A 15,175-nucleotide genomic window follows, 5' to 3' on the forward strand; every position below is an offset into this window, starting at 1 on the left:
AACGCAAAGATATTCGATTATTACCGAAATCAAGTGACTTAAAATCCAAAATAGATACTTAATATATGCTATAAATTATATTTCATCGAAAAGATAATGTAACGCGGCTGTACAGTATATTGTGAAACTCGTGTAGAAAACTGCGAGAAACTGTCATCGTTTAAATAAGTGGTATTTAAAAGATTAGTAGCCGAGACTTTATACTCCCATTTGCTGTCCTTTTTTTGATAAATTAAACTAGCACTTAAAAAATCATATTCATTGTCCACCTTTTTATTACTATTATAATAATGGTAAAATTCATATTCTGAAACAAACGAAAAGCTGTTCCAGAAGTAATAATCTAATCGCGCAAAAGGTTTGTCTGTATAATAAGTCGAACCGCTGTATTTATTGATTAACGCATTGTAACCAACTTCTAGATTTGGAAAGTTTTTATAATTTGTAGAGGCTCTCACAGTATAACTCTGAACAAAACTTTCTGTAGTTGCCAAAACATTGTTCTGGATGTTATTGAATTTCGACCAATTGAAACTTGCAACTGCAGAAGCTTTATAATTCTTTAAAAAAGAACGTCCGTAACTTCCCATCCCGGTAAAAGTCTCATCTGCAAGATTTGAATTATAAGGAGTTGATGATTGATTAATTCCTGTAAAATCAGCTTTTGTTTTAATGGCATCTACTTTTTTAGTATATGTTGCGTTGGCAAAAATGTTTTCAAAATTGAACATATTGTACTTAAAGTAACGCAGCGAATGCACCTGCGAAGTCGCATTTTCTAGAAAGCGGTTTCCTCTAAACAAACTGCTGTAATCAGACAAAACGTAACCTGCCGCTAATTGATTAACATCTGTAAAATCGTTAGACAAAGAAAAATTATAGGTTAAGGTTTCTGATTTTTTAATTTGATACAAGGCAAAAAAATCAGGAAGCACTTTTGTAAAATTCTGCGAATAATCTGTTCCTAATTGGGTATTTGTCATGGCATACGAATGCAGGCTTACACCCGGCGTCAAGGTAAATTTACCCGTCAAGATTTTATAATGAAAACCTAAGAAAACATCATTAAAATTATAATTTACGCGATTATTATTTTCAGCTGAATTTAGATCATTTTTATCTCCGTTATCCAACATCTGGAAAATATGAGAATTAAAATCCTGATACGAATAGGTATTTCCTAAAGTAATATTGAAATTGCTTTTTGGTGTTACCATATAATAATAATCCAGTTTTGCATCTAGTTTATTGGTTTTTACGAATCGATCCTGATTTAAATCATTTCGGTTTTGGCCTGAAATATAACCCGACAAATCAAAAGGCTGTGATCTCAAATTGGCATTATAAAACGGATTTTCATCTTGATATAAATGCTGCATTTCAAAAGCAAAAATATTTTTATCGCTTTGTGTATAATACAGACTAAGGTTTTGATTAACAGAAGTTGGATCTTGTTTTTTGTTTGTCAAAATGGTTTCGACAGCAGAAATAGTATTTACAACAGATTCGCGAAGTAAATCAGTATCTTCATTTTGTTTGGATAATTTGGTTAAGATATCATAATCAAACTGAAATTTATCATTTGGCTTATACGTCGAACTCAATTTAAAAAGACCTAAATTGTTTTTCTGATGTGTTAATTCATCTCGTTTTTGCTGATCTCCAGAATCTAAAATCGTGGTTTGAGACTTAGTTTCCAGATCTGTTTTTGAAGTTGAAAGAATTCCGAAACCACTAATATTCCAAGCTTTGTTAACCGAATAAGCAAAATTAGTTGCGCCAAATTTCGTTTCGATTTCTTTAGCGCGATTGTTTCTTAAAATTGAAATTCCCAAATCATTAGATGAAACATTAAAATTGCTTCCGCCTTTTTTCATCATATTTTTAAAACCGCCTGTAAACTTAAAATAATCTTGCGCGGTTAGAGGCAATTCTCCAATATTATTAAAATTCGTAATTAAATTAATACTGTATTTTGGACTGTAATAAAATAATTTTGGATTGATTATATAACGGCTGTCCAGCTCTGCAACTCCAATTCCGGCTGTCATATCTCCAAACCAAAAGTTTTTTTTACCCTCTTTCAGCTTGATGTTCATGGCAACATTATCTTGATCGTTTTCTAAACCTTTTAGTGCGCCAACTTCGTTGTAGTTTCTTAAAACCTGAATTTTATCAATAGCATCTGCGGGAATATTTTTTACGCCTAATTTAGTGTCTCCGTCAAAAAAATCTTTTCCTTCGACCATTAATTTACTGACTTTTTTACCTTCAACTTCTATTTCTCCATCAGCATTTACTTCAACTCCTGGCAATTTTTTCAGTACATCTTCCAGTTTTTTTTCTGTACCAGATTTAAATGAATCCGCATTATAAACAATGGTATCGCCTTTTATAGAAACTGGCATTTCGCGAACAATTTCAACCCCTTCAAGCTCGATTCCAGAACCATCCATGACAATGTTTTGAACCATGTTTTCAGTCTTTGTAGAAATCGCAATTTCTTTCGATTTCATTCCGAGATAACTCACCTTAACAGTATAAGAAGTATTGGGTTTTAAAGTAAGCTGAAATTTTCCTTTATCATTGGTAATCCCATATGAATCCATTGCTTTTGTGCCGTTGTTGACTGCCATAATATTGGCCATCTCTAACGGATTTTTTTGTTCGTCCTGAATAAAACCATCAAAACGGACACTTTGGGCAAAGGAAATCGAGGTCATTAATAAAATGACAAAAAGAAGTATATTTTTCATTGGAGAAATCTAAAGATGGTGAATTAAATTAGCGTCTGATCATTACCGGACCACCGCCAGGAGCGCCTTCACGACCGCGGTTCATCTCTCTAAACTCTTCCATTTTTTTAATTACCGTTTCGTCATAGTCTTTCTGAGAAATTACTTTTCCTTTTGTTGGTGCTTTTATTTCAACTTTATCTTTAGCATTCAAAACAATTTTCGAACATAAGATAGTGGTTCTTCCATCGTTAACTTCTAAAATTAAACCTGGCAAACCCCAATAATTTTCTGGACCTTGATTCACTGGAATTTCTGGCGAATACCAAGCCGTTATGACGATTTCTTTAGGCATTTCAAAATTATCCTGAAAGTTTGTTTTAGTATCTCCTGAAGTTTTTTTGGCATCGTCTTTTTTATCTTCAGACTTTTTATTGTCATCATTTTTAGGTCTGAGATTTCTAAAGTCGGTTTTGCTGGCTTCTTTTACTGCCGTTGCTTTGTAGCAAGTATAACCGCCAATTTGTTTGGTTTCAGATTCTAATTTCCAATTTAGTTTTGGAAGAGAATCTATAACTAAAAACTCTTTGCCCATAAATTCTTTGTCAACAGTATACGATTTGCTCTTTACATCTTTATAAAAAGTGCCTCCACCTCCCATAAAAGAGTTCATCATAATTCGCATTCCTCCGCCTTGCTGTCCTGGAGCATCTAACTTTTCTTCTTCTTTATAAATAGATGCTGATTTGTCAAAATTTAAAACAAACGTTTTCTCCAGCATTTTTTTCATACGCTCTTCCATGCTTTTCTGCATTTCAGGCGTAATATCTCTATTGGCACGCATTCCCTCAAATTTAGGCGCTTGTGTTTTTGACTCATAAACAGCCATTCCCTGAAAATCTTTCTGTGCCTGCACTTGAGTAAATACGAGCATTAAAGACATGTAAAAAATTACTTTTTTCATTTTGTTTTCTTTAGAATTGAGTAAATCCAATAAAATTTACACTCAAATGTATTATTAATTTTAAAATACTAAAAATTAAATATATGAGTCTCGTCAACATATAGACAAAACTGGATATTATTTAGACTATTACGTTTTCGAAAGGTTTAAATCGCTGTGCCGGTTAAATCTCTCTTTTTTACACAATTTGTACTGTTGTTTTTTGTAATTTGGCTCTCTTGAAACCAAGATCTCATGACCAAAACGGCACTTAAACTTTTACTTTTCTTTTTCATTGCCGGAGCTTTCTCTGGAGCTTTTGCTCAGAATTTAAAAATAAATCCAAAGCCAATTTCTCATTTTGAGATCAATGCCGATACATTTTTAGGCTATGATTCATTTGGTTATTCTTATCAGATAAAAAACAATGTCTTTAGTAAAATTAAGGAAAAAGAAGTTTTTGAATACAAAAATGTCTCTTTAGGAAATATTACAAAAGTTGATCTTCAAAATCCGCTTAAAATCGTATTATACTATGACGCCTTTAATACCGTTTTGTTACTCGATAATCAGTTAAATAAAATTACAGAGATTAATTTCTCTCAAAATACAACTCCAATTGTTGTTAGCGCGATCGGAATGTCGACTCAAAATCAATTATGGATTTATAATACTTTGAACCAGCAAATAGGGCTTTTTGATTATTTAAAAAACGAATACAAAACAATTTCTAATCCGTTGACAGAAGCTATAAAATATTATCAGACCGACTTTAATACCTTTTATTGGATAGATAAAAAAAACAACTGGTTTTCGTGTGATATTTTCGGAAAGATCACAGCTTTGGGAAAAGCAGCTGATTTTGACAAAATCGAAATTATTAATCCGCATCAATACATTTTTAGAAAAGGTAATTTATTATATTTTAAAGACATTACTGACACAAATTCAAACACAATTTCTGAAATTGAAATTTTAGAAAAATCGTTTGATAATTTCTGCTACAAAGACCAAATTTTATCTATTTTTACAGCTAAAGAAATCACCAATTATAAAATCGTAACACCGTAATGCACATAGCAATAGCAGGAAATATAGGCGCAGGGAAAACAACTTTAACTAAATTATTGGCCAAACACTTTAAATGGGAACCCCATTATGAAGATGTTGTTGACAATCCGTACTTAGATGACTTTTACCATCAAATGGAACGCTGGTCATTTAACTTACAGATTTATTTCTTGAACAGCCGTTTCCGTCAAGTATTGCAAATTCGCGAAAGTGGCAAAAAAATCATTCAGGACAGAACGATTTATGAAGATGCGTATATTTTTGCTCCCAATTTATATTCGATGGGATTGATGACGAGCCGTGATTTCGAAAATTACACTTCTCTTTTTGAATTGATGGAATCTTTGGTAAAAGCACCTGATTTATTGATTTATTTAAGAAGTTCTATTCCAAATTTAGTCGGGCAGATTCACAAACGCGGACGCGAATATGAAAACTCCATTTCTATCGATTATTTAAGCCGTTTGAACGAAAGATACGAAGCATGGGTTCAGACTTATACTAAAGGAAAATTATTAATTATTGATGTTGACAATATTAATTTTGTTGATAATCCTGAAGATTTAGGAAACATCATTAATAGAATTGATGCTGAATTGAACGGATTGTTTTAGAACACTAATTTCACAGATTTACACCCATAAAAAAATGCCTCTAAAATTTAGAGGTATTTTTTTATCTAAATATTTTCTTACTTTTGCAATGTTTAAATAAATTTCCCGTTTTGGGAAAAAATAATTACATTTGCCCAATCAAAATGAGAATAATAGCTAAAAGGACTTTGCAAAATTTCTGGGAACGTTTTCCAAATGCTAAACAACAATTGTTATCTTGGTATCAAATTTTTGATAAAAATGATTTCGAAAATTCAAATGCTGTGAAATCCATTTTTGGCTCAGCAGATTTTATAGGAAATAACAAAGTGATCTTTAATATTTGTGGAAATCATTATCGTTTGATTGTCAAAATTAATTATGACACACAAATTATCTATATTTTATTTATTGGAACTCATGGCGAATACGATAATTTAAAAGACATTAAAAACTTATAAGATGAATATAAGGCCAATAAAAACTGAAAGAGATTATGATTTAGCGCTAGAAAGAGTAAATAATCTTTTTAATGCTAGACCAGATACTGATGAAGGAGATGAATTAGATATTCTTGTTACACTTATAGAAAAATATGAACAAATACATTATTCTATTCCAGAACCTGATCCAATAGAAGCCATAAAATTTATGATGGAACAAAATGGTCTTACAGATGCAGATTTGGGAGTTCTATTAAATAGCCGTTCAAGGGTTTCAGAAATTTTTAAACGTAAAAGAGCCTTAACAATAAAACAAATAAGAATTTTAACAGAAGCGCTACATATCCCAGCTTCAACTTTGATAAAAGAATATGTCTTACACCCATAAAAAAAATGCCTCTAAAATTTTAGAGGCATTTTTTATTTTTATATAATCATTTTATTTCGCAGCTTCAATTTTTGCTTTCACTTCTTCTTCAGTTCCTTCAAAAACTTCTGTTGTTGTTTTTCCATTTTCCGTTTTTGTTACAGTTCCAACCGTAACTCCATTTGTGGTAGTCAAATTAACCTCAACACGCTTTTTGTCGTATTTAGTTGTATCAAAACAATCTGTTTTTTGGTAAATATATTTGCCGTTTGCATCATAATGTGCTAAACATTTTGCAGTTTCTTCGGCAGTACAGCCTTTTTCCTTGCATTTTGCAATGCATTCTTCTTTAGTCATTGTTGATAAATCACCGCATTTAGACATAACACCTGCATGCATTTCTGTTTTAGTACAACATGAACCTTTTTCTGCCATCGTTGAAGCAGAATGCCCTTCGCCTAAAATAGGCGCAATGACTAAACCAATCAAACAAGTTAATTTAATTAAAATGTTCATAGATGGTCCAGACGTATCTTTAAACGGATCTCCAACTGTATCTCCAGTTACGGCTGCTTTATGAGCATCAGAGCCTTTATACGTCATTTCACCGTTAATAAGAACTCCAGCTTCAAATGACTTTTTAGCATTATCCCAAGCTCCTCCGGCATTGTTTTGAAAAACTGCCCAAAGCACCCCGGAAACAGTAACGCCAGCCATATATCCTCCCAACATTTCAGCAATTAACTGATTGTTGTCTGAATAAACCAATTTTCCTAATAATACAATTGCAATTGGAAAACCAATAGTTAAAATTCCTGGAAGCATCATTTCGCGTAAAGCAGCTTTAGTTGAAATTTCAACACATTTTCCATACTCCGGTTTTCCGGTTCCTTCCATAATACCCGGAATTTCCTTAAACTGACGGCGCACTTCATAAACCATATCCATAGCCGCTTTTCCAACAGAATTCATCGCTAAAGCTGAGAAAACTACCGGAATCATTCCGCCTACAAATAGCATGGCTAAAACTGGAGCTTTAAAAATATTAATTCCGTCAATTCCTGTAAAAGTTACGTAAGCTGCAAATAGTGCTAATGAAGTTAAGGCTGCAGATGCAATTGCAAAACCTTTTCCTGTAGCTGCAGTTGTATTCCCTACTGAATCTAAAATATCCGTTCTTGTACGAACCTCTTTTGGCAATTCGCTCATTTCTGCAATTCCTCCGGCATTATCTGAAATTGGTCCGAAAGCATCAATAGCTAACTGCATTGCGGTAGTGGCCATCATTGCAGAAGCTGCTAGTGCAACTCCATAAAAACCAGCTAAAGCATACGAAATCCAGATTGCGCCTGCGAACAATAAGACAGTTGGAAAAGTAGAAATCATTCCAGTCGCCAAACCTGCAATAACGTTAGTTCCTGCTCCAGTTGATGATTTTTGAACAATTGCCATAACTGGTTTTGTTCCCAATCCTGTATAATATTCCGTAACCGATGAAATAGCGCCACCAACTACTAGTCCGACTAAAGTAGCATAGAAAACTCGCATTGATGAAATATCCTTAGAACCTTCACCAAAAAAGCTCATCTGCATCGTTTCCGGCAACATATGCTGCACTAAAAAGAAACAAGCAATTGCAGTTAAAGCAATCGAAACCCAGTTTCCTATATTCAATGCTTTCTGTACTTGTGCCTCTTTAGCATTATCATCAGAAATTTTTACTAATAATGTTCCGATAATAGAGAATATAATTCCGAAACCGGCAATTGCCATAGGAAGCAAAATTGGACCAATACCTCCAAAAGCATCCTGAATATTACCGCCCATATCTTTAATAACGTAATTTCCTAAAACCATTGCAGCCAAAACGGTTGCTACATACGAACCAAATAAATCGGCTCCCATTCCTGCAACGTCTCCCACATTATCTCCCACATTATCTGCAATTGTTGCAGGATTGCGCGGATCATCTTCTGGAATTCCCGCTTCAACTTTACCTACTAAATCGGCACCAACATCGGCTGCTTTTGTATAAATTCCACCACCAACTCTAGCAAACAAAGCAATAGATTCTGCTCCTAGCGAAAAACCTGCTAATGTTTCTAAAACAACTGTCATGGTTTCGGTATCTTTCCAAACACCACCAGACAAAATATTAAAGAAGATTATAAAGAAACCAGTTAAACCTAATACAGCTAAACCCGCTACGCCTAAACCCATTACGGTTCCGCCGCCAAAAGAAACTTTTAGTGCTTGTGGCAAGCTTGTTCGTGCTGCCTGAGTAGTTCTCACATTAGTTTTGGTTGCTATTTTCATCCCAATATTACCAGCATAAGCCGAGAATAATGCTCCAAAAATGAATGCAACAACTATTAATAAATGCGTTTTAACACCCGGAATAAATGTAATTCCTGCTAAGGCAATACTTGCGATAATAACAAAGATTGTCAATAATTTATATTCGGCTTTTAAAAAGGCTAGTGCGCCTTCATAAATGTGGTCTGAGATTTCCTTCATTTTGCCATCGCCAGCATCTTGTTTTAAAACCCAAGTCCTTTTTATTCCCATGAAAAGTAATCCTATAATTGCCATAATAATTGGCAAGTAAATCATAAATGCATTCATAATATTTTAATGGTTTTGGTTAATAGTCAATAAACTAACTAAACGAATTTAAACAAAAAAGCAATACTCCTAACGGAATATTGCTTTTTTTATAAAATATGAATGGAAAAATTATTTAATACTAAATAATCCTTCTGGTTTGTTTTCAATATCATTAAAACGCTTAGTGCACTCTGCAATAATTGCGAAAGCTTCTTTTACGTCTCCCCAACCCTCAACATCTACTTTTTTGTTTTCAAGATCTTTGTAAACTTGGAAGAAATGCTCGATTTCTTTCAATAAGTGTGCATTGATATCTGAAAGGTCATTTAATGAATTCCAAATTGGATCTGAAACTGGTACACAAATGATTTTTTCGTCTGGTCCTTTATCATCTGCCATATGGAAAACCCCAATTGGCTTTACCTCAATAACACATCCAGGAAAAGTTGGTTCATTAATTAAAACCAATACATCAAGAGGGTCACCGTCAAGAGCTAAAGTTTCTGGAATAAATCCGTAATCAGCTGGGTACATCATTGAAGAGAATAACATTCTGTCGAAACGCATTCTTTTGATTTCAAAATCGTACTCATATTTATTTCTGCTTCCTCTTGGTATTTCGATTAAAACATCGAAAGTCGTTAGTTTGTCTGCGGTCATTTTCGTTTTTTATTATTTCTATAATTTCGATTGCAAAAGTAACTAAAGAATCCTTTTTTACAATAAAAAACGACATTAAATATATGTACTTTTTACATTAATTTCTATACTTTCCTTTTAATAAACAGTGAGTTAATATGCAATCTTCCGATTTCGCTTGTTTAGGTAATAATGCCAGAGCAAATATGTGGCATAAGATCGGTACGGACTCCACTGTTCTGCATGAATCTCCATTTCCTGCTTGTAATGAATATCAAGTAATTCTTTGATTGTATTTATGACTGCAATATCACCAAGCGGAATTAAATCTGGCTCTTGAAGACAAAACATTAAGTAAATATCAATTGTCCAGTTTCCTATACCCTTTAATTTAATTAATTCTTCGCGAACTTGCTTTGCAGATTTTGTTGCTAAACTTTCAATATCAATTTCTTTATTCAAAATAGCTTCTGCAAGAATCTTGATGTATTTTGTTTTTTGCCGACTAACACCTAAAGCACGAAATTCTTCATCTGATAAAATCGACATTGTTTCAGGATGACAAGTTGTATAGGATTTTATTTTTAAGAATGTGGCTTTCGCCGAATCTATAGAAACTTGCTGTTCGAGTATCAGCAATACTAAAGTTTCAAAACCTTGTGGTCGTTTTGGAATGGTTGGCAATCCATATTTTTCGATTATTTCACGAAATATTGGATTCTTATTGATTAGAAAATCGATGGCTTCCTGCATGGCTTTGATTTAAGTCTATTCAAAATTAAAGAAAAAAGAATTTCGCAGGCATAAAGTTTTTTACGCAGATTTGCAGATTTAAATAGATTTTTAATTTAACAGAAATTAAAAATCAGCTCTTATCTGCTTAAATCTTTGTGAAATAAAAAAGTCGCAAAGATTTTAAACCTTTGCGACTTTGTAACTTTGAACCTCTGAACCTTATATATAACTTAAAAATAGAATCCGAAAGAACCTTTTACTGCAAATTTATTAGCATCTGGAGTATTTAGGTAACTTCCTCTCCAAGAGAAATCTATTCTAAAAACCTTGAAGATATTTCCAATTCCAGCATTGTATTCCCAATATACATTTTCAGGCGCATTATACGGTTGATCTGAAGCATTTATAGCTCTGTTTGCCTGTGAAATAGTTCCATGAACTGCTTTTATACCAACAAACTCTCTCCAATTTAACTTTCTCATAAATGGTACTCTGGCGAATAACCTTCCTCCGAAATCATGATTCCATTGCAAAGTGGTATATTGATCTGTAATGAATTCATAAAAATTCAAATTACTGAATGTATTTTCAATTGTAAAATAAGTCTGGTTACCCGGAATTACACTCATTAACCCTAACGGAATTGTTCCAAATGTTTTGCCAGTTTCCAAAATAATATTTGATCTTCCTAAAGGACCAATAATAATGGGCTGTTTGTAAAAAACCTGTATTTTTTCATAAGCAAAATCACTGTTTAAAACACCTTTTAAGCCATAACTAAAGTTAACAAAGAAATGACTAAACGGACTGTCAACAAGGTCACGTTCTACTCCAAAGCCAATAGTTTTGCGATTTGGCATATATTCAAACTGAATATTTGCTTCTGACTGCGTTACCTTGCTTTCAATAACTCCCGTAGGATTTGCAGCTGATGGCAAAGTTGTATAATAATCAAGACTAAAAGTACTCGAAGCCGATTCTAATGTTCGATAAGAAACTCCGGCCTGAACTACGAAATTCTTTTTAACCTCCATTTCAACAGAAACATTACTCAAATTTATGTTAGTTAATTTTCCGTTGCTTCCTGTTGTAAATAAAGCCGACGAAGCAAAACTTCTTCCTAAAATATCATTTGTTGTAGTTAAGCTGGCACCAATTTGTTCGATATCACGCCTATTACCTCCAGAAATAATAACTCGGTTTTTCTTGTCCACCATCCACTTTCCTGATACTCCGTATTTGAATTTATTATCGTCAAAACCGTATGCCGTGTATGCCTGTAATCGCCATGGATCATTTGGTCCAAAATAAGTTCTTCCTCCTACTCTTAATCTCAAGCCTTCAACTTCATTATATCCAAAAGTTGAGAATATAGGTCCATAATCGAAGTTTTTAAATTCGACATAACCACTTCCTAAAATAGAAACAAGACTGTACAATTGTTTAAATCGCTTAACTGTTTGCAATGTATCTAGCATTTTATAAATGCCCTGCTCGTCTTTATTTAATTTCTCGAAGCGGTTTTCTTCCCAAAAGTCATCCGGCCGTTCATAGACAGCATTGTCTATAAAATTGACCTCTTCCTTATAAAATTTCTCAGGCTTTTGAATGTTGAATTTATGATTTCGATATAATGTCGTTCGTTTTCCATAAACCCCTTTTGATTTTTCTTTTTTGTTTAAAGCAAAATCAGACATCATGTAATCACGAGTCAAGAGAAAAACAGAATCGTTTTCTACCTCAAATTCCTGCTCGATGTAAATGTCTTTTACCCAGTTAATATTGGCACTTTTAGTAACGCCCATATTAATTTTCTTAATGGCAAAAGTAGTATCGTTAACCCAAAAATCTCCTTTAAAAGTCAATTCGTTTTTACGTCTCGGATAAAAAACAATGTTGAAACACCATTTTTTGTCAATGTAAGCACTGTCTTTTAAGACATAATTATAAACATCAATTCCTGTTGTTGAAAGCGGACTTGTAAAACTTTTATCAAAAAACTTAAGATGATTATCGTAAATATTATAATCCGAATAAAGATCTTTTACGAATGACAAAATTTGCTGATTTCCGTTAAATCCAGATGTCTTGCTTCCGTTAAGATTTTCTTTTACTTTCTTTAATTTATTATCTCCATAAACATCATATACTGATTCATTGATGAAAATTGGCAGATAAGTTTTTCCAGTAACATCAGAAGTATCCACATGATCAAATACAAACTCCATTCCTTTAAAGAGCTTATTTTTCATAAGAGCACTGTCAATCGTGTTCATGTCAAACTCGACTTTTTCGTACTTCTGCATCTGATATTGATTAAATTGATACAAGCCATTTTTACGTTTTCTTTCCCAAATTTTCCTCAAGATATCCAATGCTGGATTATTCTTTTTAGAAGTTTTTCCGGTAAAAATCACAACTTCATTCAAAGCTTCCGCTTCGCCCAAAACAATCTTAAAATTGTAATTGACTGCTTTATCCAAAGGAACTTCTTTATCTGAAAATCCTGCTGAAGTTACTAATAATGCTGTATAAGTATTAGGTGATTCCAGATAAAAACGTCCGTCTTCGTTAGAAACTATTCCGGTATTAGAACCTTTAAAAACAATATTCGCAAAAGGAATTGGCTGATTTGATTTATCCAAAACAATTCCACTCACTTTAGTTTGTGCAGTTCCAATACCCACGAAAGTGAATATAAAAAATAGGCTAAGTACAATTATCTTCTTTATCATCTGGCAAAAAAAAACTTCATCAATTAATATGACTGATGAAGTTTTATAAGTATGTTTATTTTACTATTTGTACATTACTTTCTTTACTGCTTTTACTACATCAGCTGCGTTTGGCAACCAATCTTTTAATAAAACAGGAGAGTAAGGCGCAGGTGTGTCTGCAGTTGTAATACGTTGAATTGGCGCATCAAGAAAATCGAAAGCTTGTTCTTGAACGATATATGTGATTTCAGATGAAATACTCGCAAATGGCCAAGCTTCTTCTAAAATTACTAAACGGTTTGTTTTTTTAACAGATTTAAGAATAGCATCTTTATCCATCGGACGTACTGTTCTTAAGTCGATAATTTCGCAAGAAATTCCTTCTTTAGCTAATTCGTCAGCAGCAATAAAAGCTTCTTTGATGATTTTTCCGAAAGAAACAATTGTAACATCTTTTCCTTCACGCTTAACATCAGCAACTCCTAAAGGAATTGTGTATTCTCCGTCTGGCACTTCTCCTTTATCACCATACATTTGCTCAGATTCCATGAAAATCACTGGATCGTTGTCACGAATAGCTGATTTCAAAAGCCCTTTTGCATCATATGGAGTTGAAGGCACAACAACTTTAAGACCTGGAGTGTTAGCAAACCAGTTTTCTAAAGCTTGAGAGTGAGTCGCTCCTAATTGACCTGCAGATGCAGTTGGTCCGCGAAAAACGATAGGCACATTAAATTGCCCACCTGTCATTTGACGCATTTTAGCAGCGTTATTTATAATTTGATCAATACCTACTAAACAGAAGTTGAAAGTCATGTACTCTACAATAGGACGACAGCCGTTCATTGCTGAACCTACTGCAATTCCTGTAAAACCAAGCTCAGCAATTGGAGTATCGATTACTCTTTTTTCTCCAAACTCAGCAAGCATTCCTTTTGAAGCTTTGTATGCTCCGTTGTATTCTGCAACTTCTTCGCCCATTAAATATATGGATTCATCGTGACGCATTTCTTCGCTCATCGCTTCGCAAATGGCCTCTCTAAATTGTATTGTTCTCATATTTATATTGTATGTTGAATTTTCTGAAGAGCAAAAATAATTATTTTAAATAACTTAAAAGCATAAATTGAATTTAAAATCACATGAAGTTCTCTCTCTATGTCGCTTTTAACTTTTTAAATTTTTATTCTGATTATTACGAAATCGATATAACTGTAACTAATTCGTTCTTAAATGCATTTTTCAGACAAACGCAACACTATTTGTTAATTCTAATTGAGCAAAATTGTTTTCTAAAAACGTTAGAATTCGAAAAGTAGTATAAATCTGTCGAAAATTTAACAGTTGTTGAACGTAATCAAATTGCAAAATCATTAAGAATCAGCACAAATGATTGATTTTTTATTTTTGAATGACAACAAAAGAGGATCTAAATCAAACAATCTTCGAAAACGTAATAGTTTTTAAAAAATATTATGCATGCATAGTATATTATTCCGATTTTAATTTCTAAATTTGTCAAAGCATATTATAAATATCAAAATATATACTTATGAAAATATTAGTTTGCATCAGCCATGTGCCTGATACTACTTCAAAAATTAACTTCTCCAATGGTGACTCAGAATTCGATACCAATGGTGTACAATATGTAATTAATCCTAATGACGAGTTTGGCTTAACTCGTGCTATTTGGTTCCAAGAACAACAAGGCGCTACTGTAACTGTAGTAAATGTTGGAGGACCAGATACTGAACCAACTTTGCGTAAAGCATTGGCAATTGGTGCAAACGAAGCAATTCGTGTTAATGCGAATCCAACTGATGGTTTTTTTGTTGCAAAACAACTTGCTGAAGTAATTAAAACTGGCGGATACGATTTAGTAATTGCCGGAAAAGAATCTCTAGATTATAATGGAGGAATGGTTCCTGGAATGATTGCAGGAATTTTAGGCTCTAACTTTTTAAACTCGTGTACCGCTTTAACAGTTGACGGAAATAATGTAAAAGCAGTTCGTGAAATTGACGGTGGAAAAGAAACCGTAAGTACAACTTTACCCTTAATTATTGGTGGTCAAAAAGGTCTTGTTGAAGAAAAAGATTTACGTATTCCGAACATGAGAGGAATTATGACAGCAAGAACAAAAGCACTTACGATTCTTGAGCCTGTTGAAGCTCCAATAAATACAAAAGCGGTAAAATTTGAAAAACCAGCTCCAAAATCAGCTGTAAAATTAATTTCTCCTGATAACTTAGATGAGTTAATTAATTTATTACACAACGAAGCGAAGGTAATCTAGTAATCAGTTTTCAGTCTCGGTTTCAG

12 protein-coding genes are annotated in these 15,175 nt (G+C 33.2%); 5 read left to right on the top strand and 7 right to left on the bottom strand.

Annotated features, from left to right (window positions below; genetic code table 11):
- Positions 1-68: 68 nt before the first annotated feature.
- Positions 69-2,756 carry a TonB-dependent receptor gene (locus IR010_RS15785; protein ID WP_194605210.1) on the bottom strand — a complete coding sequence of 896 codons (2,688 nt, stop codon included), beginning with the start codon at positions 2,754-2,756 and terminating at the stop codon, positions 69-71.
- Positions 2,757-2,784: 28 nt separating this feature from the next.
- Positions 2,785-3,699, bottom strand: coding sequence for a GLPGLI family protein (locus tag IR010_RS15790; RefSeq protein ID WP_194605213.1), 915 nt, complete (start codon positions 3,697-3,699; stop codon positions 2,785-2,787).
- Between the two features lie 234 nt (positions 3,700-3,933).
- Between IR010_RS15790 and IR010_RS15795 the strand changes: the two genes are divergently transcribed.
- The 4 genes from IR010_RS15795 to IR010_RS15810 all read left to right on the top strand — a co-directional run bounded on the left by IR010_RS15795 (position 3,934) and on the right by IR010_RS15810 (position 6,173).
- Entirely contained in the window at positions 3,934-4,749 is an 816-nt protein-coding gene (locus tag IR010_RS15795) for a hypothetical protein (protein ID WP_194605216.1), read from the top strand.
- On the top strand, positions 4,749-5,363 hold the full coding sequence (locus IR010_RS15800) for a deoxynucleoside kinase (protein ID WP_029271825.1): 615 nt from the start codon (positions 4,749-4,751) through the stop codon (positions 5,361-5,363). Before IR010_RS15795 ends, IR010_RS15800 begins: the two co-directional genes overlap by 1 nt.
- A gap of 110 nt (positions 5,364-5,473) precedes the next feature.
- Complete coding sequence (locus tag IR010_RS15805) at positions 5,474-5,803, top strand: type II toxin-antitoxin system HigB family toxin (RefSeq protein ID WP_228515173.1); 330 nt, start codon at positions 5,474-5,476, stop codon at positions 5,801-5,803.
- 1 nt (position 5,804) lies between these two features.
- On the top strand, positions 5,805-6,173 hold the full coding sequence (locus IR010_RS15810) for a type II toxin-antitoxin system HigA family antitoxin (protein WP_194568082.1): 369 nt from the start codon (positions 5,805-5,807) through the stop codon (positions 6,171-6,173).
- 51 nt (positions 6,174-6,224) lie between these two features.
- Here IR010_RS15810 and IR010_RS15815 read toward each other — a convergent pair whose 3' ends face one another.
- From IR010_RS15815 to IR010_RS15835, 5 genes are all read right to left on the bottom strand, one after another.
- Positions 6,225-8,777, bottom strand: coding sequence for a sodium-translocating pyrophosphatase (locus IR010_RS15815; protein WP_194568080.1), 2,553 nt, complete (start codon positions 8,775-8,777; stop codon positions 6,225-6,227).
- A 111-nt stretch (positions 8,778-8,888) separates the two neighbouring features.
- Entirely contained in the window at positions 8,889-9,419 is a 531-nt protein-coding gene (locus IR010_RS15820; RefSeq protein WP_029271823.1) for an inorganic diphosphatase, read from the bottom strand.
- Positions 9,420-9,551: 132 nt separating this feature from the next.
- The gene (locus IR010_RS15825) at positions 9,552-10,151 is read right to left on the bottom strand and encodes a DNA-3-methyladenine glycosylase family protein (protein WP_194605219.1); all 600 of its coding nucleotides are present in this window, start codon (positions 10,149-10,151) and stop codon (positions 9,552-9,554) included.
- Between the two features lie 212 nt (positions 10,152-10,363).
- Positions 10,364-12,868: a DUF5686 family protein gene (locus tag IR010_RS15830; RefSeq protein ID WP_228515174.1), complete on the bottom strand. Its 2,505-nt coding sequence runs from the start codon at positions 12,866-12,868 to the stop codon at positions 10,364-10,366.
- 63 nt (positions 12,869-12,931) lie between these two features.
- Entirely contained in the window at positions 12,932-13,909 is a 978-nt protein-coding gene (locus IR010_RS15835; RefSeq protein ID WP_029271820.1) for a pyruvate dehydrogenase complex E1 component subunit beta, read from the bottom strand.
- A 493-nt stretch (positions 13,910-14,402) separates the two neighbouring features.
- On the opposite strand from IR010_RS15835, the gene IR010_RS15840 reads away from it, so the two are divergent.
- Positions 14,403-15,149: an electron transfer flavoprotein subunit beta/FixA family protein gene (locus IR010_RS15840; protein WP_029271819.1), complete on the top strand. Its 747-nt coding sequence runs from the start codon at positions 14,403-14,405 to the stop codon at positions 15,147-15,149.
- The last annotated feature ends 26 nt before the right edge of the window (positions 15,150-15,175 follow it).

Source organism: Flavobacterium sp. MR2016-29, assembly GCF_015350695.1.
Taxonomy (GTDB): domain Bacteria; phylum Bacteroidota; class Bacteroidia; order Flavobacteriales; family Flavobacteriaceae; genus Flavobacterium.

What these genes read in the sequence shown, in the direction of transcription:
- IR010_RS15785 (WP_194605210.1), bottom strand. Translation starts at nt 2,756, where the DNA reads ATGAAAAATATACTTCTTTTTGTCATTTTATTAATGACCTCGATTTCC.
- IR010_RS15790 (WP_194605213.1), bottom strand. Translation starts at nt 3,699, where the DNA reads ATGAAAAAAGTAATTTTTTACATGTCTTTAATGCTCGTATTTACTCAA.
- IR010_RS15795 (WP_194605216.1), top strand. Translation starts at nt 3,934, where the DNA reads ATGACCAAAACGGCACTTAAACTTTTACTTTTCTTTTTCATTGCCGGA.
- IR010_RS15800 (WP_029271825.1), top strand. Translation starts at nt 4,749, where the DNA reads ATGCACATAGCAATAGCAGGAAATATAGGCGCAGGGAAAACAACTTTA.
- IR010_RS15810 (WP_194568082.1), top strand. Translation starts at nt 5,805, where the DNA reads ATGAATATAAGGCCAATAAAAACTGAAAGAGATTATGATTTAGCGCTA.
- IR010_RS15815 (WP_194568080.1), bottom strand. Translation starts at nt 8,777, where the DNA reads ATGAATGCATTTATGATTTACTTGCCAATTATTATGGCAATTATAGGA.
- IR010_RS15820 (WP_029271823.1), bottom strand. Translation starts at nt 9,419, where the DNA reads ATGACCGCAGACAAACTAACGACTTTCGATGTTTTAATCGAAATACCA.
- IR010_RS15825 (WP_194605219.1), bottom strand. Translation starts at nt 10,151, where the DNA reads ATGCAGGAAGCCATCGATTTTCTAATCAATAAGAATCCAATATTTCGT.
- IR010_RS15830 (WP_228515174.1), bottom strand. Translation starts at nt 12,868, where the DNA reads ATGATAAAGAAGATAATTGTACTTAGCCTATTTTTTATATTCACTTTC.
- IR010_RS15835 (WP_029271820.1), bottom strand. Translation starts at nt 13,909, where the DNA reads ATGAGAACAATACAATTTAGAGAGGCCATTTGCGAAGCGATGAGCGAA.
- IR010_RS15840 (WP_029271819.1), top strand. Translation starts at nt 14,403, where the DNA reads ATGAAAATATTAGTTTGCATCAGCCATGTGCCTGATACTACTTCAAAA.